Below are 20,625 nucleotides of genomic sequence, written 5' to 3'. Positions count from 1 at the left end.
GAAGCGGCGGCCGGAAAAAATCGCGCACCGGAATGCATGATTTTTTGCGCCGCCCATATCGTTTCCTGCCGGGATATTAAAAAGCCCCATGCCGCCCTCATTATTTCCTGTCCGGCAGCCCTGGCTAGCTGCCGCGTCCCAGTTTAAAACCGGGTTTATGGTATTCCACGTGCCCGAGATCCATCATTTTCCAGCGGCCCCCCCAGGTCAGGCCAACCTGTTCGGCGACCTGGCCATACAACTGGTAGCCGCGCATCGCCCACGGATCTTTCTCGGAGATGACCAGCTTGCCGTCGCGCAGGAATGCGTTGTCGGCCGCCAGCCCGAATTGGTGATAACTCTGGAAGGCGGCCGCGTTGGTCACGTTGGTGCCCATCTGCGCCAGCCGGTTCTGCCGTTCCGGGCTCCGGTAACCTTCCAGCAACGCCATTTCATAACCATATTGTTCGTGCATGATCTTGTAGACCAGCAGCAAACGCGTACGGAAATCCGGATCCAGCAGGTTCCAGTCGCGGCTCGCATCCTTCAGCGCCGGGCGCACCTGTTCGACTTCCTTGGTGGCGAAGACTTCCGGCGGCAGCGGCGGGGGCGGCACGAGCTGTTCGCCCTGCAGCAGCGCGGCGATCTTCTCGTCGGGCACGCGCGCCGTGTCGTCGTACTGGAACAATTGCCGGCCGCGTAACGCAATGGCGACCAATGGCGGCGTCGCAAGAATACCTGCCGATACCATAATCATCAAGCGCCGGCGAACCAGTAAATTTTGCACGTCGTTTAAAGCACCGCGCGTAGCGCTTGCCGATTTAACAATCTGACTTCGCGTACGCGAGGCGCGATCGTTCGCGCGGCGCGTTAGACGGCCGTGAAACTGGGCGACGGATTCGAATACGGTCGCGCGGATACCCGGTAAAAGCAACAGTGCCGCAACCGCGACGGCGAGGGCGAAATAGGCGACGAGTGCGACGGCAATCAAAGAAATCCCCGGAAATTGGAATTGATTGTGTTTTGCAATGCTTGCTCTTAGAATCAGGCTGCTTCGAGAGGCCGGGCTATATTATCGCGGTGAATTAAACCAGGATTCAATGAGACGCTGAATGAGTGCGCCGGAAAATTCAAATTCGAAATCTCCGCCCAGCCTGCTGTCCGATACCAAACCGGCAGGCGACGGAGCTCAGCAGTCGCGCATTCTCGCGAATCTGGAAGGACGTGTCACGCCGCCGGCCGAGCCGCCGCGCCGTTCGCTGAAGGCGCCGATCGCCGCCGTCGTGGCCTTGGTGGTCGCCGTCGGTGGCTGGGGCGCATGGCGCATGCAGCATGCGGGCGAGCACGCCCCCGCCGTCACGGCCGAGGCTGCGCCGACAGCCGCCGCGCCGGCGAAGGCCGCGGCGGCCAGCGATGCCGCCGTGCAGGTCGCGCAGAATGCCGCGTCCGCCGCATCCGCCGCGCAACCGGCCACGATCGTCAACGACGACGCGGCTTCCCGAACCGTTGCATCCGCATCGTCCGCGTCCGCCGCGGACAACAGCCGCCTGTCGCGTGCGCTCGCCAATGGCGCCGACGACGCGTCGGGTGCGGCCACGGCCGGTGCGGCCGCCGCCGCTGCCGCGACGACCAAAACCGCGAAGGCCGACGCAGCCAAGGCCGACGCAGCGAAGGGCGCGAAGGTCGCCGCGCACGGCAAGGCCGATACGAAGGCCGACACGAAAGCCGAGGCCCGCAAGCGTCACAAGGAACAGCAGGCCGAGCTCGCGCAGGCGAAGAAGCATCGCGACGCGACGCCGGCCCGTACCGCGAAGGCTGCCGGCAAGGACGATCCGGATGCGGACCTGCTCGCGGCGCTCGTCGCGCGCACGAAGCCGGCCGACAAGAAGCTCGCCGCGCAGAAGGCGCAGGCCGTGCCGACCAAGACGGCCGCGACGACCGGCTCGCTGGCGTCGCGCGTGAAGGAGTGTTCGGAGCGTGGTTTCTTCGAGGATCAACTGTGCCGCTGGCGCGTCTGCGATGGCCACTGGGGCAAGGACCCCGCGTGCCCGAGCGCCGCGCAGTCGGAGACGCGGCAGTAACGCGTCCCGCGCGTGTCGACTCGCCGCACCTGCGCCGCCCGTTGGGCGGCGCGTTGCTTTTGGGGGGCGCGGAACCGGGCGGTATGATGCGGCGTGACGCTGTCACCGGCGCGTCATGCCCGTCGGGCATACGTCTCCTTTCCTTTTCCGGCGCGGGCGCGCGATCCGCTTTGCGCGGCGCGCCGCACGACCTTCGACACGATGGACCTGATCGTTCAGACTTACGGCGCCGATACGTCCGGCATGGTGTGCGGATTCCGCTTCGTTCCCGGCGGCTCCGGCGCGACGCTCGATGCGGACGCGGCGGCCGGGTGGCTGCGCACGTGCCGCGAGCACGATGCCGCGTCGGACGATTTCGTCTGGCTGCACTTCAATCTCGCGCACGGCGCGAGCGAGCGCTGGATGCGCACGCATCTCGGGCTGCCCGACAGCTTCTTCGAATTCCTCCACGAAGGCTCGCGCTCGACGCGCATCGAGCAGGAAGACAGCGCGCTGCGCGCGATCGTCAACGACGTGATGTTCAACCTCGAACTGACGCCGTCGGAGATCGCGACGCTGTTCGTCCACGTCGAGCGGCGCATCATGGTCACCGCGCGGCTCAAGCCGCTGCGCTCGGTCGACACGCTGCGCGCATGCGTGCGCGACGGCGAGCAGTTCAGGTCGCCCGCGGAACTGCTCGTGCACCTGCTGCGCGACCAGGCCGACCTGCTGATCCAGATCATGCGGCGCACGAGCGTCGACGTCGACCGCATCGAGGATCGCTTCCTGTCGCAGCGGCTCACGTCGAGCCGCATCGAGCTCGGCGCGATGCGCCGCACGCTGACGCGCCTGCAGCGCATGCTCGCGCCCGAGCCCGGGTCGATCTTCCGGCTGCTCGCGAAGCCGCCCGCGTGGCTGCATCTGGAAGACGTGCAGGAGCTGCGCGAATCCACTGAAGAGTTCTCGCTGGTGCTGGCCGATCTGGCCGGGCTCAACGAGCGGATCAAGCTGTTGCAGGAAGAGATCGGTTCGCGTCTCGACGAGCAGAACAACCGGACGCTGTTCACGCTGACGCTCGTGACCGTGATCGCGCTGCCGATCAACATCGTCGCCGGCTTCTTCGGGATGAACGTCGGCGGCGTGCCGTTCTCGGAGAACAAGCACGGCTTCTGGCTGATGGTGCTGCTCGTCGCGGGTTTCACTGCGCTCGCCGCGTGGTGGGCGTTCCGCCGGCGCAACGACCGCTAGCACCACCGGCGCCGCATCGACACGTCAGCGCAGCAGCGCGATCGCGCGTTCGCCGATCACCATCCCGAGCAGGCCCACGAGCGCGACGAGCGGCGGGGCGGGCGAGCGCACGTGCAGCAGCGCGTACACCACGCCGACGCCGAGGCCCACCGCGAGCGAAGTCACGTAATCCATCATGGCAGTCTCCCGTGTGGTCCGGCGTCAGGGCTTGAGGATGACGCGCTCGCGCGCACCGGCCAGCACCGCGCGATACGCGTCGTGTGCGTGCTCGAGCGGGTATACGTAGTCGTCGCCGATCGGGAACGGGCGCAGCGTGCCGTTGCCGAAGCCGGGCGCGAGCGTGTCGAGGATCTGCGCGACCGTGGCGCCGCCGAGCTGCAGTGAATCGACGCCCACGAACGTGTGCTGGCCGCGATAGAACGCGAAGATGTCGAACGGCACGCTGCGGTCGATCGTCGAGATGAAGATCTGCCGCGCGCCGATCGCCATCGACGCGTTCGCCGCTTCGAAGTACGGGCTGCCCACCGTGTTGTAGACGATGTCCGCGCCGTGGCCGCCGGTTGCCGCGCGTACCGCGTCGGCCACCGGTTCTTTCGACGCGTCGATCATGTGCACGTCGCCCGATGCGTGGCCGCGATAGCCGCCGGCGCTGCGCTCGACGCCGATCACGGTCGCGCCGTGCGCGCTCGCGAGCTGGATCGCCGCCTGGCCGACCTTCCCGTTCGCACCGAACACGAGCACGACGTCGCCGGCCGTCGGCATGCCGGCGCGGCGCAAGCCTTCGTACGCGGTGACGAACGGCACGCCGACGCCGGCCGCTTCGTCGAGCGTCAGCACGGCGGGCTTGCGGCGCACGAGGGCCGCGTCGAGCACGAGCCATTCCGCGTGCGAGCCGTCGCGATGCACGCCGAGATCGCCGCCCGAGCCCCACACCGGCGCGCCGATCCAGCCGTCCGGGCCGCTGCGCACGATGCCGGCCCAGTCGCGCCCGGGCGTGCGCGGCCATACCGCGTGCGGCATGCGGCCGAGCGCGGCCTTCACGTCGCTCGGGTTCACGCCGGCCGCGCGCACCTCGATCAGCATCTGGCCGTCGGCCGGGACGGGCGGGTCGATTTTCCTGACGCGCGCGTCGAGCGACTCGATGTCGGCGGCGGGGGCGTCGAAGCGGATGCTGCGCATGATGATCTCCGTGGCGGATGGCTGTCGCGCGGCCCGATGGGGCGGTGCGTGCAGCGAGTGGAAAGGATGCATGCAGTCTAGTCGGCCCGGTTTGACGTGGAAACGCGCAAAGGCGGATGATTGCTTTGCGTTGAACGCATAGCCAATTTCGAAGGCACCGAATGGACGACTTTCTTTCCCCGCATCTGGCGCTGTTCGTCGACGTGGTCGACCAGCAGAGCTTCTCGGCGGCCGCGCGCCGGCTGGGTGTCGCCGCGTCGTCGGTCACGCGGCGGATCGACCGGCTCGAGACGCAGCTCGGCATCCGCCTCCTGCATCGCACCACGCATGCGCTGCGGCCGACCGAGGCCGGGCAGTTGCTGTACGGGCGCGCGACGCGGATGCTGGCCGAGCTGCGCGGCCTGCAGGAAGACCTGCACAGCCAGCACGACGAGCCGAGCGGGCTGCTGCGCGTCGACTGTCCGGCGCCGTTCGGCCGCCGGCACCTGATGGCCGCGCTGGCTGCCTTCATGCAGCGTCATCCGGCGCTGCAGGTCGACCTGGTGCTGACCGACAGCATGGTCGACCTGCAAGGCGCGCGGCTCGGCTCCGACGTCGATCTCGCGGTGCGCATCGGCCCGCTCGAGGACACGCGCTTCGTCGCGACCGTGCTCGCGCCGCAGCGGCGCGTGCTGTGCGCGAGCGCGGCGTATCTCGCGCGGCGCGGCGAGCCCGAGTCGCCCGACGCGCTCGCCGGTCACGACTGCCTCGCCTGGCACGGCGCGCCGCCGCCGGGCGCATGGCGCTTCGGCGAGCGCCGCCACGTGCCGGCGCAGCCGCGGTTTCGCAGCAATCATTCGGAAGCGTTGCTCGAAGCCGCGATCGACGGGCTCGGCCTCGCGCACCTGCCGACCTGGCTCGCGGGCGACGCGCTGCGCGACGGACGCTTGCGCGCGGTGCTGCCGGAGTTCGCGGCCGCGCCCGAGCCGGCGACGATCCACGTATTGCGCCAGCAGGCGCGAGGCACCGCGCGCGCGTCGCGGCTCGTTGCGTTTCTCGCGACGTGGTTCGCGCAGCCGGCATGGGACGCCGCGTGGGCATGACGGCGGCCGAGCGCCCGTGCCGAAAGAAAAAAGGGCCTCGCAAGCGAGGCCCGTCAAAGGTCGGAGAAACCGGCACGCCGGCCGGCAGCCGCAAACTGCGCGGCGCCGGCCGGATGCGCACCGTTACTGCGTCACTACCTTGCGCGGCTTGAAGATGCCCTGGTAGTGCAGTGCCGGGCGTTCCTTCGTCACCGGCTCGAGGCCGCCGAAGGTCGGCGTCTGGCGCAGCTTCATCGCGGCCGGCGAAGCGACCGAGCCGATCGACGTCGAGCGCGAGGCCGGTGCGAGGTTGTTCGCGACGAGCAGTGCGGCCTCGCTCTTCAGGTTCGCGAGCAGGACCGGATCGGTCGAGCCGTTGACTTGCGTGAGCAGCCCGCTCCAGGCCGCGTCGCTGTAGTTCACGACGTAGTAGTCGAGCCCGCTCGGGTCGGCGACCACGCCCGTGCAGCCGTCGACGCGCGTTTGCGTCTGCGTGTCCTTCAGCGCGAGCGTCGTGCGTTTCGCGAGACCCTGGCCGTACGCGAGCGTGATCGGCACCGTCCATTGCAGGCCCGGATACGCGTTCTTGTTCGGGAACGGCTGCTGTTTCAGCGTGATGACCGTCTGGTTCTTCGTCAGGTCGCACTGCGTGTCGAGCGAGATCAGCGGCACGCCGGTCTGGCGGACGTAGCTGTCGCCGATCGCGCCGATCGCCTGGCCGCTTTCCTTCGACAGCGCATCCCACAGACGCTTCGGCGTACCGTTGCCGAACGAGTAGTCGACCAGGTACTGCTGCAGACCCTTGCGCAGCGTCTGTTCGCCGAGATAGTTCTCGAGCGTCTTCAGCACGTGGCCGCCCTTGTCGTACGTGAACGCGCTGGCGCTCAGCACGAAGTCGTTCGACGCCCAGCCGTTGAAGTTCGGTGCGACCGGGAACGCGTTCGGGCCGATGTCACGATTGATCACGCGGTACTTGTTCTTCACCTGGTCGAGCCAGCTGAACTCGTTGGGGAAGAACTGGATCGTCGTCTTCGTCTCGAAGAACGTCGCGAACGACTCGTTGAGCCACACGTTGTCCCACCAGTCGGTCGTGACCAGATCGCCGAACCACTGGTGCGCGACTTCGTGCGTCAGCACCTCGTTGCCGTAGTGCGACATCGGCTGGCCCGGCTGCGGCAGGATGTCGTCGGCGAACTCGAGGATCGATCCCCAGTTCTCCATCCCGCCGAAGTTCAGGTCCTTCTGCTCCTTGAACGCGTCGTTCGCGGCCACCGTGTCGAACTTCGTCAGCGGCAGCGCGATGCCCGTGTAGCGGTAGTAGAAGTCGAGCGCCTGCTTGGTGCGGTCCATCGCCGGCTTCGCCCAGTCGCTCATGCCCGGCGGCGTGAACACGCGCAGGTGCAGGCCGCCCTTGCCGCCCGGCAGCGGGCTCGAGAAGTCGTCCTCGTAGGTGTCGAACAGGCCGCCGCCGAAGAACAGCAGGTACGACGGCATCGGCGGGGTCTTCTCGAACTGCACGAGCTTGTAGCCGCCGCCGACGTTGGTCGCCGGCTTCTCGGCCGCATTCGACACGACCCGCCAGCTTTGCGGCACTTCGGCCGTCACTTCATAGGTCGGGCGGAATGCCGGCTCGTCCCAGCCGGGGAACCACTGGCGCGACAGGTTGGTTTCGCCTTGCGTGAGGATCGCGCCGCTCGTCTTGCCGTCGGTGCCCTTCAGGTCGACGCGGAAGATGCCTTCCGCGGCCGAGCAGCCCGGATACGGATCGTCGCCGCAGCTGCCGCCGGTCTTTGCGACCGGATCGTCATACGACTTGAAGTTGATGATGCCCGACCATTCCATGTGCAGCGAATAGTTGCCCGGCGAGATCGTGCCGCTCACGGGGCGCAGCTGGTAGAAGTCGCCCTTGTCCTGCGGCGTCGCGATCAGCTGGATGTTGCCCGGCTGCAGCGTGATGCGGCCGTTCGTGAACTTGATCCGGTGGCCGGCGATCACGATGTTGTTGACCGGCTTCAGCACCTTGATCTCGACGTCGGCACGGCCGTCGAACGCGTTCAGCGCGTCGTTCGGGCGGAACCACAGCCGGTAGTTCACGGGTACCACGGTGTCCGGCAACTCGACAGGCGAGACGCTCTTGTCGACATTGGATGCGCTCGGCGGCGCGGTGACGGTGGGCGACGAGCTCGAGTGCGGCGCGCCGGCGGAGCTGAGCGCGGACGCCGAGCCCACGCCGCCGTCGTCGCCGCCGCACCCGGCTAGCGCGAGCGCGGCGACGATCGGCAGATAACGCATCTTGCGAATGTTGATCGACATGACTGAAACCTCGATTGTTGAAAGAATCGTTCAGTGCTGCGAAAACGCCGGCAAAGACAATCCCCTCGCCGTTAATCAACAGCGATGAAAATGCCAATGACGGATTATTCGAAAAGACGGCGGCCGACTACGTGAAGGTAATCATGGTTTACTGCCCCCTCTGGATTTCCGGATGTCGGTTAACTTGCCGGTTCAAAATGGCCGGCGCGTGTTGTACTGAATTGATTTCGCGCGCACGACACGGAGCCGCACGCCCTGGGCAGGCGTGCTTTCCCCTTTGAACAGACGACCTACGGGGCTGGCCGGGCCTCGTCGCAGGATGGCAGGAAGGCGTGTCGCCGTTCCGTAAAATCACCGTCATGCGGCTTCAAGGTTTGTCGGCTTGCTCGAAGGATGCGTAAATATACTTGATGGTTTTAGGTAAAGGAAACGAAAAATTTAGAAATTGCATCTATTGAATTCGCCGTGCTTCATTGAATGCTGGGAAGCATTAATGCGCTTTCCGTCCGGATGTTATTTTCGTAGTTTTAATCTATTAACGATCTCGCGTGGCTGCGAAAACTACGAAACCCGGCGTACCGGGGCGTGCTCGGTACAATGCAGCGACGACAAGCTCACCGATTGCCGCGAGGAGGTTCTCCCATGCCACGCACCCTGTTCCGTATCGCGCCGCTGCGCGCCGTGCTGCTGCTGTTCGCCGCCGTGCTCCTGCTCGGCGGCTGCGCGGGGCTGACGCGCGACCCGGTGCGCGTGACGGTCGCCGGGCTCGACCCGCTCGTCGGGCAAGGCCTCGAGATGCGTTTCAGCCTGAAGCTGCGTGTGCAGAACCCGAACGACGCGCCGATCGACTACGACGGCATTTCGGTCGCGCTCGACCTGAACGGCACGCCGTTCGCGAGCGGCGTCAGCGATCGCTCGGGCACCGTGCCGCGCTTCGGCGAGGCCGTGCTCGACGTGCCGGTTTCCGTGTCGGCCTTCGCCGCCGCGCGGCAGGCGTGGAACCTGCCCGGCGCGGCCGCGAACGGCGAGCTGCCGTATGCGTTGCGCGGCCGGCTCGCGGGCGGCGTGCTCGGCACCGTGCACTTCAACGATGCCGGCACGTTGCGCCTGCCGGCGATGCCGGGGTGGGGCGGCTGAACCCGGCGAAACCGGCGGCGCGCGGCAAGGGCCGGCCCCCGCGCTTTGCCGCGCGGGCAAAGCGCGGTATGGTGTGAGCCGCGCGGCGCCCGCCATACCGTCGCGCCGCCCGTTGAAGCCAACCGTAACCGAGTTCGCGTGACCGATTTCCCCGTTTTCCACTGGACCGACGCCGACGGCGCCGATCATGCCGTGCGCTGGCGCTCCGAAGCCGGCGTGCAACCGCCCAAGCGCGCGGTGCCTGCCGACGACCGCCTCACCGCCGACGCGGCCTACCGTCTCGCCTGCGAGGGCACCGCGCTCGTCTGGCAGGGCGATTTCCAGAATGCGCGCCAGCTCGTGCAGGCGATGGCGCGCCGTGTCGAGCGCAAGCCGAAGAAGGCGAAAGCCGCGGCCGGCGTCGACGCGTTCAACCTGCATCGCCTCGCGCAGTCGCAGCGCGCCCGCACGCTCGGCATGCTGCTGATCCCGCTCGATGCCGACTACACGATTCCGTTGCGCCGCGCGCCCGACGTGCGTGCCGCATGCGAGGAGGCATACGGGCCCGGCGGCGCGCCGTCGGTCGTGTCGCTGCGCGAACTGCTCGGCCTCGTCGGCGCGCACGAATGGCGCAAGAAAGGGGTGCCGATCCCGGCGCTCGGCGGCGCGCCGATCCACCCGCACTACGGCGTGTTCTCGCCGGTGCGCGGCGAATACGTCGAACTCGTCGCGCGCGCGCCGCTGCCGGCGACGTCGCTCGCGTTCGATATCGGCGCCGGCACCGGCGTGCTGGCGGCCGTGCTGGCGTCGCGCGGCGTCGAGCGTGTCGTCGCGACCGACCAGGATCCGCGCGCGCTCGCCTGTGCGCGCGAGAACGTCGAGCGGCTGGGTCACGCGGATCGCGTCGAAGTCGTCGAGGCGGATCTGTTTCCGGCCGGCCGTGCGCCGCTCGTGGTCTGCAACCCGCCGTGGGTGCCGGCCCGGCCGAGCGCGCCGATCGAATACGCGGTCTACGATCCGGACAGCCGCATGCTGCGCGGTTTCCTCGCGGGGCTCGCCGCGCACCTCGAGCCGGGCGGCGAAGGCTGGCTGATCCTGTCCGATTTCGCCGAGCATCTCGGCCTGCGGCCGCGCGACACGCTGCTGCAATGGATCGACGAAGCCGGCCTCGTCGTGCTCGGTCGCGACGATATCCGTCCCGCGCATCCGAAGGCGATGGACGCCGACGATCCGCTGCACGCGGCACGCCAGGCCGAGGTCACGTCGCTCTGGCGGCTCGGCGCACGAGCCTGACCGCGCATTTTCGGTAAACTGTCGCCATTCCTCACGAATTCCCGCCGCCGGGCCGTGGTCGACCGACCGTGGCCCGGCGCCGCATCACGATGTCGAACAAGACCCACGAAATCCGCCCGGAGCAGTCCGTCGAGCTGCTGAAGGAACTGCACATCCTCACCCGCGACGGGAAGCTGAACCAGGACAGCCGCCGCAAGCTGAAGCAGGTCTATCACCTGTTCCAGTTCATCGAGCCGCTGCTTGCCGGCGTGCAGGCCGAGCGTGGCAGCGTGACGCTCGTCGATCACGGCGCCGGCAAGTCGTATCTCGGCTTCATCCTGTACGACCTGTTCTTCAAGCAGCAGCCGGGGCACGGCACGCCGGCGTTCGCGTCGCACGTGTACGGGATCGAGACCCGCGAGGAGCTCGTCACGCGCTCGACCGAGCTTGCCGCGCGGCTCGGGTTCGGCGGCATGTCGTTCCTGAACCTGTCGGTCGCCGATTCGATCACGTCGCCGAAACTGCCTGAAACGGTCGACGTCGTCACCGCGCTGCACGCGTGCGACACGGCGACCGACGACGCGATCCGCTTCGCGCTCGCGAAGCGCGCGCAACACATCGTGCTGGTGCCGTGCTGCCAGGCGGAAGTCGCGGGCGTGCTGCGCAAGAACAAGGGCAAGTCGCTCGCGAACGCGCTGACGGAAGTGTGGCGGCATCCGCTGCATACGCGCGAATTCGGCAGCCAGATCACCAACGTGCTGCGCTGCCTGCAGCTCGAAGCGCACGGCTACCAGGTCAGCGTGACCGAGCTGGTCGGCTGGGAGCATTCGATGAAGAACGAGCTGATCATCGCGCAGTACAAGAACCTGCCGCGCCGGCGGCCCGGCGAGCGGTTGAACGAGATCCTCGGGATGTTCGGGCTGGCCGAGCTGAACGCACGCTTCTTCGTGCCGGAGGCCGCGGCCGCGGGCGGCGAGGTCGTCGAACCGGCCGCCGGTTGACCTGCGCGTGGGCGGGCGCGTCGCACGTTACACGCCGTCCGTTGCACGTCGCGTCAGACGTCGTCGCCCGGCCGGCGCATCCATTCGCGCCAGCCGTCATGGCCAAGGCGCCGCAGCGTTTCCTGATTCTCTTCGTAGATCGCGGACGCGTCCGGGAACGCGTCGACCGCGCGTGCGATGCTGTCCTCGCGCAGCAGATGCAGGATCGGGTACGGCGCGCGGTTCGTGTAGTTCTCGATGTCGTCGGGCTCGCTGCCCTCGAACCGGTAGTCCGGATGGAAGCTCGCGATCTGCAGCACGCCGTCGAGCCGCAGTTGCCGCACCAGCCGGTCCGCAAAGAACAGCGCATCGTTGTAGTCGATGAAATCGGCGAACGCATGCGGGAAGATCACGAGCGTCGTGTCGACCTGCCGCGGGTCCGCCGCGTCGAGCGCGCGCAGTTCCGTTTCGAGTTCGGCGAGCGCGTCTTCCAGCGTCGTCGCCTCGCTGATCGCGTAGCGCACCTGTTCCTTCACATAGACGCTTTTCGCGAACGGGCACAGATTGAGCCCGATCACCGCGCGCGCGAGCCAGTGCCGCGTGGCGGCGAGGATGTCGTCGTGCGATTCGGGGCGGGTGTCGGTCATCGTGAAACCAGTCGGGCGGAAGGGCGGCGAGGGCCGCATTGTAGCGGGCGCGCCGTCACGCGCAGGCGGCTTCGATCAACTGCGTGACGAGCGCGGGCGCGACGCCGATCGGCGTTTCGCCGTGCCGGTAGGTCTGGCTTGCCGCGTAGATGCCTTCGATCACCAGCGCGAGCGAGTCGGCGAGCGCCTGCGGCTGCCGCGCGCCGGCGTCTTCGCATAGCGCGACGAGCCGCTTCATCAGCTGTTCCTTGTTCTGCGCGACGCGCTCGCGCGCCGGGTGCGACGCATCCGGGAATTCGGCCGCGACGTTGACGAACGGGCAACCGCGGTAATCCTTCTGCGTCGCGCGCTCGGCGAGATCGACGAAATACTGGATCAGCTGCGCTTTCGGCTGGCCCGGGTGCTTCGCGACGCTCGTGTTGAAGCGGTCGAAGAAGCACGCATCCATCCGCTCCAGGTACGCGAGGATCAGCTCGTCCTTCGACGAGAACTGGCGATACAGGCTCATCTTGTTGACGCCCGCGCGCTCCACGACCGCCTCGACGCCCACCGTCCGAACGCCTTCCTTGTAAAACAGCTCCTCGGCGGCGCGCAGCAGGTGCTCCTGCGCGGTGGCGCCGTCGATCGGCCGGCGCGTGCGGCGCGGCAGCGGTTTGGCGATCTCGATGCCCGACATGATGACCCTCGACTGCATATTGGATTGCTTGACATGTTACCGATTGGTCACTACGATCGCAACACACTTGTGACTGGTCGGTAACAATACCGGCCGGATCGACAGACAAATGCCAAGCGTCGGCCCGGGTCAGCCGATGCAGCGTGCGGCGGAGGTGGCCTGGCAGGGCGGGCGGCGCGGGTGCGGAGGCACCGGAGCCGCCAACTGGAGAACGCGAAGATGAACTGGGCGGTGACACGAATCGGCGGGCGCTTCCACTACGGATGGCTCGCGGCGGCGGTGGTATTCCTGATCCTGCTGGCGGCGGCCGGCACGCGCGCGACGCCGAGCGTGCTGATGGTGCCGCTCGAGCGCGAGCTCGGCTGGAGCCGCGCGGCGATTTCGCTGGCGATCTCGGTGAACATCGCGCTGTACGGACTGACGGGCCCGTTCGCGGCCGCCGCGATGCAGCGCTTCGGGCTGCGTCCGACCATTCTCACCGCGCTCGTGACGATGAGCGCGGGCGTCGCGCTGTCGTCGATGATGACGCAGAGCTGGCAGATGGTCGTGATCTGGGGCCTGATGGTCGGCTGCTCGACGGGCGTCGTTGCGCTGACGCTGTCCGCGACCTTCGTCACGCGCTGGTTCCATGCGCGGCGCGGCCTCGTGATGGGGATCCTGACCGCGAGCACGGCCACCGGCCAGCTCGTGTTCCTGCCGATGCTCGCGGCGATCGCGCAGCGCCATGGCTGGCGGCCGGTCGTGTTGGTCGTCGCGGTCGCGGCCGCGATCGTGATTCCGCTGGTTGCATTCCTGTTGCCTGAACGGCCGGCCGACGTGCAGCTGCGCCCGTACGGCGAACCGGCCGATGCGCCGGCCGCGCCCGAGGCGTCGAAGGAGAACCCGCTCACGGTCGCGTTCCGCACGTTGCTGACGGCGAGCCGTTCGCGCGATTTCTGGCTGCTGTTCTTCAGCTTCTTCATCTGCGGCGCGAGCACCAACGGTTACGTCGGCACGCACCTGATCGCGATGTGCAGCGACTACGGGATGACGGAAGTGCAGGGCGCGTCGCTGCTTGCGGCAATGGGCGTGTTCGACCTGTTCGGCACGACGCTGTCGGGCTGGCTGTCCGACCGCTACGACAATCGCATGCTGTTGTTCTGGTACTACGGGCTGCGCGGGCTGTCGCTGATCTACCTGCCGCACGCGTTCGGGATCGATTTCTTCGGGCTGCCGCTGTTCGCGATGTTCTACGGGCTCGACTGGATCGCGACCGTGCCGCCGACCGTGCGCCTCGCGACCGACGTGTTCGGCAAGGCCGCGGCGCCCGTAGTGTTCGGCTGGATCGTCGCCGGCCACCAGCTCGGCGCGGCGTTCGCGGCGCTCGGCGCGGGGCTGCTGCGCGCCAGCCTCGGCACCTACACGATCGCGTCGATGATCTCGGGCGGCCTGTGCATCGTCGGCGCGCTGATCGTGCTGCGGATCAACCGCGGCCCGTCGCGCGCAGCCGCGCAGGCGGCCTGAGCGCGGCAATCCGATGGCCCGGCCGGCCGCGCGGCGGTCGGCCGGGCAATGCACGCCCGGAGATTTGCATAGCGCGGGAGGATCGGGCGCGCATCGGCTCAAGCGGGTATGCTTTCGGTTCGCGAGGCGTTCGCGCCCCTTCATCGATGTCAGCGAGGAACCGCATGTCCGTCAAACCTGCTCCCACCACTGTTTCGATTCACGATCTGATCGCGGGCCGCTGGAGCCCGCGCGCGTATTCGGATGAAGCCGTCAGCGCCGGCGATCTGCACGCGGTGCTCGAAGCCGCCCGCTGGGCGCCGTCCGCGTACAACGCGCAGCCGTGGCGCTTCATCGTATTCGACCGCACGCAGGACGAAGACGCGTTCAAACGCGCGTTCGCGACGCTGGTGCCGTTCAACCAGGGCTGGAATGCGCCGGCGCCCGTGCTGATCGCGGTGACCGCGCACACGCTCACGCCGAAGGGTGAGCCGGCCCCCACCGCGCTGTACGACGCGGGTGCCGCCGCGATGTCGCTGGTGCTGCAGGCGCACGCACTGGGCCTGGCCGCCCACCAGATGAGCGGCTTCGACGCGAAGGCGTTCCGCGATGCGTTCGCGATTCCGGCCGACGTCGCGATTCCGGCGATCATCTCGCTCGGTCACTACGGCAACGTCGACAAGCTCGATCCGGTGCTGCGCGATCGCGAGAAGGCGCCGCGCACGCGCCATGCGATCGGCGAGGTCGTCTATGCGGGCGCATGGAAGAAGGGTTTCGACGCGGCAGCCTGACCTGCGTGGCGGACGGGCTGCGTCGCGCATCCCGCCCGCATCGCTCTCCAGCGCGCCAGGTTGCGCGCCCCCGCCTCCCGGGCCCGTTGCGCGGGACTGGTGGCCGGCCCCGGTTGTGATCCCGCGGGCTTCATGTTAAAAAGCCCGTCCTTTCCGTTTTCGCGCCGGCCCTGCTGCGGCAACTTCCCATGACTTACTGCGCGATCGATTTCGGCACGTCCAATTCCGCCGTGGCGCTGCCCGACGGCGACGGCATGCGCCTCGCGCCCGTCGAGGGCGACCACCTGACGCTGCCCACCGCGATCTTCTTCAACAACGACGAAGAGACGGTCGAATACGGCCGTGCGGCGCTGGCTTCCTATATCGACGGTTTCGACGGCCGGCTGATGCGCTCGATGAAGAGCATCCTCGGCTCGCCGCTCGCGGAAACGACGACCGATCTCGGCGACGGCAGCGCGATCGCGTACACCGAAATCATCGCGCGCTTCCTGACGCACCTGAAGCGCAAGGCCGAAGCCCGCGCGGGCGCGCCGATCGGCCGTGCGGTGCTCGGCCGGCCGGTGTTCTTCGTCGACGACGATCCGCGCGCCGACCGCCTCGCTCAGGACCAGCTCGAGGCCGCCGCGCGATCGGTCGGCTTCACGGACGTGCAATTCCAGTACGAACCGATCGCGGCCGCGTTCGACTACGAGTCGCGCCAGCAGGCGGAGCGCCTCGTGCTCGTCGCCGACATCGGCGGCGGCACGTCCGACTTCTCGCTGGTGCGCGTCGGGCCAGAACGGATGGCGCGGCTCGAGCGCAAGGACGACGTGCTGGCCCACCACGGCGTGCACGTCGCGGGCACCGATTACGACCGGCGAGTCGAGCTGGCGGCGATCCTGCCCGCATTCGGCTACCGTTCGCTCGACCCCGAAGGGCGCGAGCTGCCGAACAAGATCTACTTCGATCTCGCCACCTGGCACCTGATCAACACGGTCTACACGCCGAAGCGGCTCGGCGAGCTGAAGCTGATGAAGCACCTGTACCGGGACGTGCAGCAGTACGACCGGCTCACGAGCGTGGTCGAGCAGCGGCTCGGGCATGCGCTGATGGCGCGTGCGGAAGAAGCGAAAATCGGCGTCGCGGCGGGTGGGGAGACGATGATCGACCTGAACGACGTGGAAGAGGATCTGCAGATCGCATTCGATGCCGACCGGCTCATCGACGCGAGCCGCGACGACACCGCACGCATCGTCGACGCCGCGCGCGAGACCGTGCGGCTGGCGGGCGTGGCGCCGCGCGATGTCGGCGCCCTGTATTTCACCGGCGGCTCGACGGGGCTCGCGTTCCTGTCGGGCGCGCTCGCGGGCGCATTCCCGGATGCACAGCCGGTATTCGGCGACCGCCTCGCGAGTGTCGCGACGGGCCTCGGCATTCACGCGCAGCGATTGTTCGGCTGAATGCCGGCGGCTGAAAGGTCGCGATGCCGGTCGACCGGCGCCGAAAAACAAAAAGCCCCGCCGAAGCGGGGCTTTTTTTCACGAATTATCGCGCCAAGCTTAGACCGGACGGATGTTCGCAGCTTGCAGACCCTTCGGGCCCGTCTTCACTTCGAATTCAACCTTCTGGTTTTCTTGCAGCGTCTTGAAGCCTTCGACGCGGATTTCCGAGAAGTGCGCGAACAGATCGTCGCCGCCGCCTTCCGGGGTGATGAAGCCGAAGCCCTTTGCGTCATTGAACCACTTGACGGTACCGGTTGCCATGTTACTTGTTCCTAAAAAGATAAAACGGGGCCGAGGCCCATGGGGTGCGGAAAATCAAGGAAGGGGTAATAGGACCAACCGGAGTACCGTTGATGGGCGAACTACGAAAGAACCAATTCACTCGCCACTTGAAATCCTGCGAAGTCCTTTATACGGCTTATCCAGCGCGTGGTCAACCGTATTTCCATGGACTCAGGGTTATTGCGGAGATGAGGTTTACAAAGCTTGCAAACGATGCGAATTTTTTGTAGGGGCCGAACGATTTTGGCGCCACGTTTGAGGTGCAACCGTTAAACTACGCGCCGCGTGGACGGGTTGCCCCGATCGGGTGACACGCCCCCCCAAAATTGCGTGCGCGGTGCTGTCCGAGCCGATCCCGGACCGCGAGCCGACCATGCTTTTTGAGACACAGGAGAGGATGTGAAGAGTTCTATTCAACGGAACATCGGCCCGTTTGCATTGATGCTGACGGGGCTGGGTTCGATTATCGGCTCGGGCTGGCTGTTCGGCGCCTGGAAGGCCGCGAAGATTGCCGGTCCGGCGGCGATCTGCGCATGGATCATCGGCGCTGTCGTGATTCTCGCCATTGCACTGACTTACGCGGAATTGGGCGCGATGTTCCCCGAGTCGGGCGGCATGGTGCGCTACGCGCGCTACTCGCACGGTTCGCTGGTCGGTTTCATCAGTGCGTGGGCGAACTGGATCGCGATCGTATCCGTGATCCCGATCGAGGCCGAAGCGTCGATCCAGTACATGAGCACGTGGCCGTATCCTTGGGCGCACGCACTGTTCGTGAACGGCGAATTACAGACGCTCGGCCTGCTGTTGTCGGCCGTACTGGTCGTCATCTACTTCATGCTGAACTACTGGGGCGTCAAGGCCTTTGCGCGGGCGAACACCGCGATCACGATCTTCAAGTTCCTGATCCCCGGCCTCACGATCCTGGGCCTGATGCTGACGAGCTTCCATGCGGAGAACCTCGGCACGGCATCGAATGCAAGCTTCGCGCCGTACGGCTGGTCGGCGGTGCTGACCGCGGTCGCGACGAGCGGTATCGTGTTCGCGTTCAACGGCTTCCAGAGCCCGGTGAACCTGGCCGGTGAAGCGCGCAACCCGTCGCGCAGCGTGCCGTTCGCGGTGATCACGTCGATCCTGCTCGCGCTCGTGATCTACGTGCTGCTGCAGATGGCGTATATCGGCTCGGTGAATCCGGCCGACGTCGCGAAGGGCTGGGCGCACTTCAACTTCTCGTCGCCGTTCGCGGAACTCGCGATCGCGCTGAACCTGAACTGGCTCGCGATCCTGCTGTATGTCGACGCGTTCATCAGCCCGAGCGGCACTGGTACGACCTACATGGCGACGACCACCCGCATGATCTACGCGATGGAGCGCAACAACACGATGCCGAAGATGTTCGGCAACGTGCACCCGATCTACGGCGTGCCGCGCCAGGCGATGTGGTTCAACCTGCTCGTGTCGTTCATCTTCCTGTTCTTCTTCCGCGGCTGGAGCTCGCTCGCGGCAGTGATCTCGGTGGCGACGGTGATTTCGTACCTGACCGGCCCGATCAGCCTGATGGCGCTGCGCCGTTCGGCGACCGACATCGAGCGTCCGCTGTCGATTCCGCTGATGAAGTTGATCGCACCGTTCGCATTCGTCTGCGCGTCGCTGATCCTGTACTGGGCGAAGTGGCCGCTGACGGGCGAAATCATCCTGCTGATGATCGTCGCGCTGCCGGTGTACTTCTACTTCCAGGCGAAGTCGGGCTGGACCGGCTGGGGTGACGACCTGAAGGCCGCCTGGTGGCTGGTCGCGTACCTGCCGACGATGGCCGTGCTGTCGCTGATCGGCAGCAAGGAGTTCGGCGGCCACGGCGTGCTGCCGTACGGCTGGGACATGGTGGTCGTCGCGGCGATCTCGCTGGTGTTCTACTTCTGGGGCGTAAATACCGGCTACCGGACCAAGTATCTCGACGAGCGCGAGTCGCACGACGAGATCCTCGAAGGGGTCGGTGCCTGACGCGTGACCTGCCGCCGGATCCGGCGGCGGCAGCAAGCAGCGTAAAAAAACCCGCCCGAGCGATGCTCGGGCGGGTTTTTTGTTGGGCGGTCGGCGGCTGCCGCGCGGCCGCTCAGGCGGTTGTGCCGGCGAACACGTAGTTCGTCATCGCGAGCACGCGCTGGTACGTGCCGAGCGACTGGATGCCGAGCTGGTAGTCGTCGTCCGCCGCGCCGAGTGCCGTGAACACCGGCAGCAGATGCTCGTCGGTCGGATGCATCAGCGCCGCGTGCGGCGCCTGCCGGCGGTAGTCGAGCAGCGCATCGACGTCACGCGCGGCCAGCTTCGCCTCGAACCAGTCGGTGAATTCCGTGACGCGCGGGTCCGCATCCTCCGGTGCCGCACCGAAATCGGCGGCGCGCAGGTTGTGCGTGATCTGGCCGGAGCCGATCACCATCACGCCCTCGTCGCGCAGCGGTCGCAGCGCGCGGCCGAGCGCGAAGTGGTGGGCGGCATCCGCGCGCGGCTGGATCGACAGCTGCGCCACCGGCACGTCGGCTTCCGGGAACATCAGCAGCATCGGCACCCACGCGCCGTGGTCGAGGCCGTGCTCGGTCGTCGCGGTCTCGATGCCGGCCGCATTCAGCAGCCCGGCCGCGCGCTCGGCGACGTCGGGCGCGCCGGGCGCCGGGTAGCGGATGTCGTACAGCGCCTGCGGAAAGCCGTAGAAATCGTGGATCGTTTCCGGATGCGCGGCAGTGCTGGCGACAGGGCGCTGCGTGCCCCAGTGCGCGGACAGCATGAGCACTGCGCGCGGGCGCGGCAATTCGGCCGCCAGGTGCGTGAACGCGCCGGACGGCAGCGTCGGGTCGATCGGCAGCGTCGGGGCGCCGTGGGACAGGTAGAGCGAAGGCAAGCGGTTCATGGTGGTGGCCTGCAAAGGGATTTGCCTGTGACTATAGGCGCGCACCGGATATTGATAAATCTGCGATCGGGAATTTGATTGACGCTTGTTTGTTGATAATCCGGGCGCGGCGCCGTGCGCTTCACGGCAGCTGGGCGCCGTATGCGCGAAATTGAACGAATTTCAGTGAAAATCGGCGCGGATGCGCGACGAACGGAACGTGGGGTGCTCGCTTACTGCGCGTGCCGGATACCGGCCCACGGCGTCGTCAGCGGTGCGCTGAGCGCGAACAGGTCGAGCACGCGCGTGACGGTCTGGTCGACGAGTTCCTCGATCGTCTTCGGCATCGCGTAGAACGCGGGCAGTGGCGGGAAGACGATGCCGCCCATTTCGGTGACGGCCGTCATGTTGCGCAGATGCGCGAGGTTGAACGGCGTTTCGCGCACCATCAGCACGAGGCGGCGGCGTTCCTTCAGCGTGACGTCGGCTGCGCGCGTGATCAGGTTGTCGGACAGCCCGTGCGCGACGCTCGCGAGCGTCTTCATCGAGCAGGGCGCGATCACCATGCCGTCGGTCGCGAACGACCCCGATGCGATCGTCGCGCCGACGTCGCGCACCGAATGCACGACGTCCGCACGGCTTTCGACATCGGCCTTCGACAGCTTCAGTTCGTGCTGGATGTTGAGCCAGCCGGCGTTCGAAATCAGCAGGTGCGTTTCGACGCCGCCGGCGGCGCGCAGCAGGTCGAGCAGCCGTACGCCGTAGATCGCGCCGGTGGCGCCGGTGATCGCGACGATCAGCCGGCGTGGCGGCGCGCTGGGAGAGGCCATCGAAAGGCGGGGCGTATTACGCGGCGGCGAACAGTTGCTGCAGTTCGCCCGACTGGTACATCTCCATCATGATGTCCGAGCCGCCGATGAATTCGCCCTTCACGTAGAGCTGCGGGATGGTCGGCCAGTTCGAGAATGCCTTGATGCCCTGGCGGATCTCGTCGTCTTCGAGGACGTTGACCGTCTTGAACTGGTCGACGCCGCAGGCTTTCAGCACCTGGATGGCGCGGCCCGAAAAGCCGCACATCGGGAATTGCGCGTTGCCCTTCATGAAGAGCACGACCTGGTTTTCGTCGACGATTTGCTTGATACGTTGTTGGGTGTCCATGACTGACCTTGCGTTTGCG

19 protein-coding genes and 1 pseudogene are annotated in these 20,625 nt (G+C 67.0%); 10 read left to right on the top strand and 10 right to left on the bottom strand.

Annotated elements, in window-relative coordinates; translation table 11 throughout:
• Positions 1–124: 124 nt before the first annotated feature.
• Entirely contained in the window at positions 125–970 is an 846-nt protein-coding gene (locus LGM56_RS32775) for a M15 family metallopeptidase (protein WP_069247001.1), read from the bottom strand.
• A gap of 121 nt (positions 971–1,091) precedes the next feature.
• Between LGM56_RS32775 and LGM56_RS32770 the strand changes: the two genes are divergently transcribed.
• Both LGM56_RS32770 and LGM56_RS32765 read left to right on the top strand, forming a co-directional pair.
• Positions 1,092–2,060: a phage tail protein gene (locus LGM56_RS32770; protein WP_226207834.1), complete on the top strand. Its 969-nt coding sequence runs from the start codon at positions 1,092–1,094 to the stop codon at positions 2,058–2,060.
• A gap of 201 nt (positions 2,061–2,261) precedes the next feature.
• Positions 2,262–3,287 carry a transporter gene (locus tag LGM56_RS32765; RefSeq protein ID WP_089494000.1) on the top strand — a complete coding sequence of 342 codons (1,026 nt, stop codon included), beginning with the start codon at positions 2,262–2,264 and terminating at the stop codon, positions 3,285–3,287.
• Between the two features lie 27 nt (positions 3,288–3,314).
• Here LGM56_RS32765 and LGM56_RS32760 read toward each other — a convergent pair.
• Positions 3,315–3,461 (bottom strand): annotated as a pseudogene (locus tag LGM56_RS32760) (DUF1427 family protein); the annotation flags it as partial.
• Positions 3,462–3,488: 27 nt separating this feature from the next.
• On the bottom strand, positions 3,489–4,466 hold the full coding sequence (locus LGM56_RS32755; protein WP_226207832.1) for a quinone oxidoreductase family protein: 978 nt from the start codon (positions 4,464–4,466) through the stop codon (positions 3,489–3,491).
• 161 nt (positions 4,467–4,627) lie between these two features.
• Here LGM56_RS32755 and LGM56_RS32750 point away from each other — a divergent pair, with 161 nt between their 5' ends.
• A complete protein-coding gene (locus tag LGM56_RS32750) occupies positions 4,628–5,548 on the top strand; it encodes a LysR family transcriptional regulator (protein WP_174935979.1) in 921 nt (306 codons plus the stop codon).
• 123 nt (positions 5,549–5,671) lie between these two features.
• Here the strand turns inward: LGM56_RS32750 and LGM56_RS32745 are convergent, their stop codons facing one another.
• On the bottom strand, positions 5,672–7,840 hold the full coding sequence (locus tag LGM56_RS32745) for a M1 family metallopeptidase (RefSeq protein ID WP_226207831.1): 2,169 nt from the start codon (positions 7,838–7,840) through the stop codon (positions 5,672–5,674).
• Positions 7,841–8,482: 642 nt separating this feature from the next.
• On the opposite strand from LGM56_RS32745, the gene LGM56_RS32740 reads away from it, so the two are divergent.
• The 3 genes from LGM56_RS32740 (at position 8,483) to LGM56_RS32730 (ending at position 11,229) form a co-directional block, all read left to right on the top strand.
• Positions 8,483–8,977 carry an LEA type 2 family protein gene (locus LGM56_RS32740; protein WP_089494004.1) on the top strand — a complete coding sequence of 165 codons (495 nt, stop codon included), beginning with the start codon at positions 8,483–8,485 and terminating at the stop codon, positions 8,975–8,977.
• A 138-nt stretch (positions 8,978–9,115) separates the two neighbouring features.
• Complete coding sequence (locus tag LGM56_RS32735) at positions 9,116–10,249, top strand: methyltransferase (RefSeq protein WP_089494005.1); 1,134 nt, start codon at positions 9,116–9,118, stop codon at positions 10,247–10,249.
• A gap of 89 nt (positions 10,250–10,338) precedes the next feature.
• Positions 10,339–11,229 carry a class I SAM-dependent methyltransferase gene (locus LGM56_RS32730; RefSeq protein ID WP_226207830.1) on the top strand — a complete coding sequence of 297 codons (891 nt, stop codon included), beginning with the start codon at positions 10,339–10,341 and terminating at the stop codon, positions 11,227–11,229.
• Positions 11,230–11,282: 53 nt separating this feature from the next.
• Here LGM56_RS32730 and LGM56_RS32725 read toward each other — a convergent pair whose 3' ends face one another.
• Positions 11,283–11,855, bottom strand: a complete 573-nt coding sequence (locus LGM56_RS32725) for a DUF1415 domain-containing protein (RefSeq protein ID WP_226207829.1) — start codon at positions 11,853–11,855, stop codon at positions 11,283–11,285.
• A 55-nt stretch (positions 11,856–11,910) separates the two neighbouring features.
• Positions 11,911–12,531 carry a TetR/AcrR family transcriptional regulator gene (locus LGM56_RS32720; protein WP_069247011.1) on the bottom strand — a complete coding sequence of 207 codons (621 nt, stop codon included), beginning with the start codon at positions 12,529–12,531 and terminating at the stop codon, positions 11,911–11,913.
• 219 nt (positions 12,532–12,750) lie between these two features.
• Between LGM56_RS32720 and LGM56_RS32715 the strand changes: the two genes are divergently transcribed.
• The 3 genes from LGM56_RS32715 (at position 12,751) to LGM56_RS32705 (ending at position 16,243) form a co-directional block, all read left to right on the top strand.
• Entirely contained in the window at positions 12,751–14,034 is a 1,284-nt protein-coding gene (locus LGM56_RS32715) for an MFS transporter (RefSeq protein WP_089494007.1), read from the top strand.
• A gap of 164 nt (positions 14,035–14,198) precedes the next feature.
• Positions 14,199–14,804 carry a nitroreductase family protein gene (locus LGM56_RS32710; RefSeq protein ID WP_089439116.1) on the top strand — a complete coding sequence of 202 codons (606 nt, stop codon included), beginning with the start codon at positions 14,199–14,201 and terminating at the stop codon, positions 14,802–14,804.
• Positions 14,805–14,992: 188 nt separating this feature from the next.
• Positions 14,993–16,243: an Hsp70 family protein gene (locus tag LGM56_RS32705; RefSeq protein WP_226207828.1), complete on the top strand. Its 1,251-nt coding sequence runs from the start codon at positions 14,993–14,995 to the stop codon at positions 16,241–16,243.
• A 99-nt stretch (positions 16,244–16,342) separates the two neighbouring features.
• On the opposite strand, the gene LGM56_RS32700 is transcribed toward LGM56_RS32705, so the two are convergent.
• On the bottom strand, positions 16,343–16,546 hold the full coding sequence (locus LGM56_RS32700; RefSeq protein ID WP_006477070.1) for a cold-shock protein: 204 nt from the start codon (positions 16,544–16,546) through the stop codon (positions 16,343–16,345).
• A 420-nt stretch (positions 16,547–16,966) separates the two neighbouring features.
• Here LGM56_RS32700 and LGM56_RS32695 point away from each other — a divergent pair, with 420 nt between their 5' ends.
• Positions 16,967–18,565, top strand: a complete 1,599-nt coding sequence (locus LGM56_RS32695; RefSeq protein WP_089472067.1) for an APC family permease — start codon at positions 16,967–16,969, stop codon at positions 18,563–18,565.
• A gap of 112 nt (positions 18,566–18,677) precedes the next feature.
• Here LGM56_RS32695 and LGM56_RS32690 read toward each other — a convergent pair whose 3' ends face one another.
• The 3 genes from LGM56_RS32690 to grxD all read right to left on the bottom strand — a co-directional run bounded on the left by LGM56_RS32690 (position 18,678) and on the right by grxD (position 20,606).
• Positions 18,678–19,469, bottom strand: coding sequence for a DODA-type extradiol aromatic ring-opening family dioxygenase (locus LGM56_RS32690; protein ID WP_226207827.1), 792 nt, complete (start codon positions 19,467–19,469; stop codon positions 18,678–18,680).
• Between the two features lie 212 nt (positions 19,470–19,681).
• A complete protein-coding gene (locus LGM56_RS32685) occupies positions 19,682–20,278 on the bottom strand; it encodes a UbiX family flavin prenyltransferase (RefSeq protein WP_048251007.1) in 597 nt (198 codons plus the stop codon).
• Positions 20,279–20,294: 16 nt separating this feature from the next.
• On the bottom strand, positions 20,295–20,606 hold the full coding sequence (gene grxD / locus LGM56_RS32680) for a Grx4 family monothiol glutaredoxin (protein WP_011350791.1): 312 nt from the start codon (positions 20,604–20,606) through the stop codon (positions 20,295–20,297).
• Positions 20,607–20,625 lie beyond the last annotated feature (19 nt).

This window comes from Burkholderia sp. AU38729, assembly GCF_020419725.1.
GTDB lineage: Bacteria > Pseudomonadota > Gammaproteobacteria > Burkholderiales > Burkholderiaceae > Burkholderia.
This window is presented reverse-complemented; position numbering and strand designations above follow the sequence as displayed.

Excerpts from the sequence above, each read along its gene's own strand:
- LGM56_RS32725 (WP_226207829.1), bottom strand. The coding sequence starts at position 11,855 with ATGACCGACACCCGCCCCGAATCGCACGACGACATCCTCGCCGCCACG.
- LGM56_RS32740 (WP_089494004.1), top strand. The coding sequence starts at position 8,483 with ATGCCACGCACCCTGTTCCGTATCGCGCCGCTGCGCGCCGTGCTGCTG.
- LGM56_RS32705 (WP_226207828.1), top strand. The coding sequence starts at position 14,993 with ATGACTTACTGCGCGATCGATTTCGGCACGTCCAATTCCGCCGTGGCG.
- LGM56_RS32700 (WP_006477070.1), bottom strand. The coding sequence starts at position 16,546 with ATGGCAACCGGTACCGTCAAGTGGTTCAATGACGCAAAGGGCTTCGGC.
- LGM56_RS32685 (WP_048251007.1), bottom strand. The coding sequence starts at position 20,278 with ATGGCCTCTCCCAGCGCGCCGCCACGCCGGCTGATCGTCGCGATCACC.
- LGM56_RS32755 (WP_226207832.1), bottom strand. The coding sequence starts at position 4,466 with ATGCGCAGCATCCGCTTCGACGCCCCCGCCGCCGACATCGAGTCGCTC.
- LGM56_RS32765 (WP_089494000.1), top strand. The coding sequence starts at position 2,262 with ATGGACCTGATCGTTCAGACTTACGGCGCCGATACGTCCGGCATGGTG.
- LGM56_RS32745 (WP_226207831.1), bottom strand. The coding sequence starts at position 7,840 with ATGTCGATCAACATTCGCAAGATGCGTTATCTGCCGATCGTCGCCGCG.
- LGM56_RS32690 (WP_226207827.1), bottom strand. The coding sequence starts at position 19,469 with ATGAACCGCTTGCCTTCGCTCTACCTGTCCCACGGCGCCCCGACGCTG.
- LGM56_RS32720 (WP_069247011.1), bottom strand. The coding sequence starts at position 12,531 with ATGTCGGGCATCGAGATCGCCAAACCGCTGCCGCGCCGCACGCGCCGG.
- LGM56_RS32710 (WP_089439116.1), top strand. The coding sequence starts at position 14,199 with ATGTCCGTCAAACCTGCTCCCACCACTGTTTCGATTCACGATCTGATC.
- LGM56_RS32770 (WP_226207834.1), top strand. The coding sequence starts at position 1,092 with ATGAGTGCGCCGGAAAATTCAAATTCGAAATCTCCGCCCAGCCTGCTG.
- LGM56_RS32750 (WP_174935979.1), top strand. The coding sequence starts at position 4,628 with ATGGACGACTTTCTTTCCCCGCATCTGGCGCTGTTCGTCGACGTGGTC.
- LGM56_RS32715 (WP_089494007.1), top strand. The coding sequence starts at position 12,751 with ATGAACTGGGCGGTGACACGAATCGGCGGGCGCTTCCACTACGGATGG.
- LGM56_RS32730 (WP_226207830.1), top strand. The coding sequence starts at position 10,339 with ATGTCGAACAAGACCCACGAAATCCGCCCGGAGCAGTCCGTCGAGCTG.
- grxD (WP_011350791.1), bottom strand. The coding sequence starts at position 20,606 with ATGGACACCCAACAACGTATCAAGCAAATCGTCGACGAAAACCAGGTC.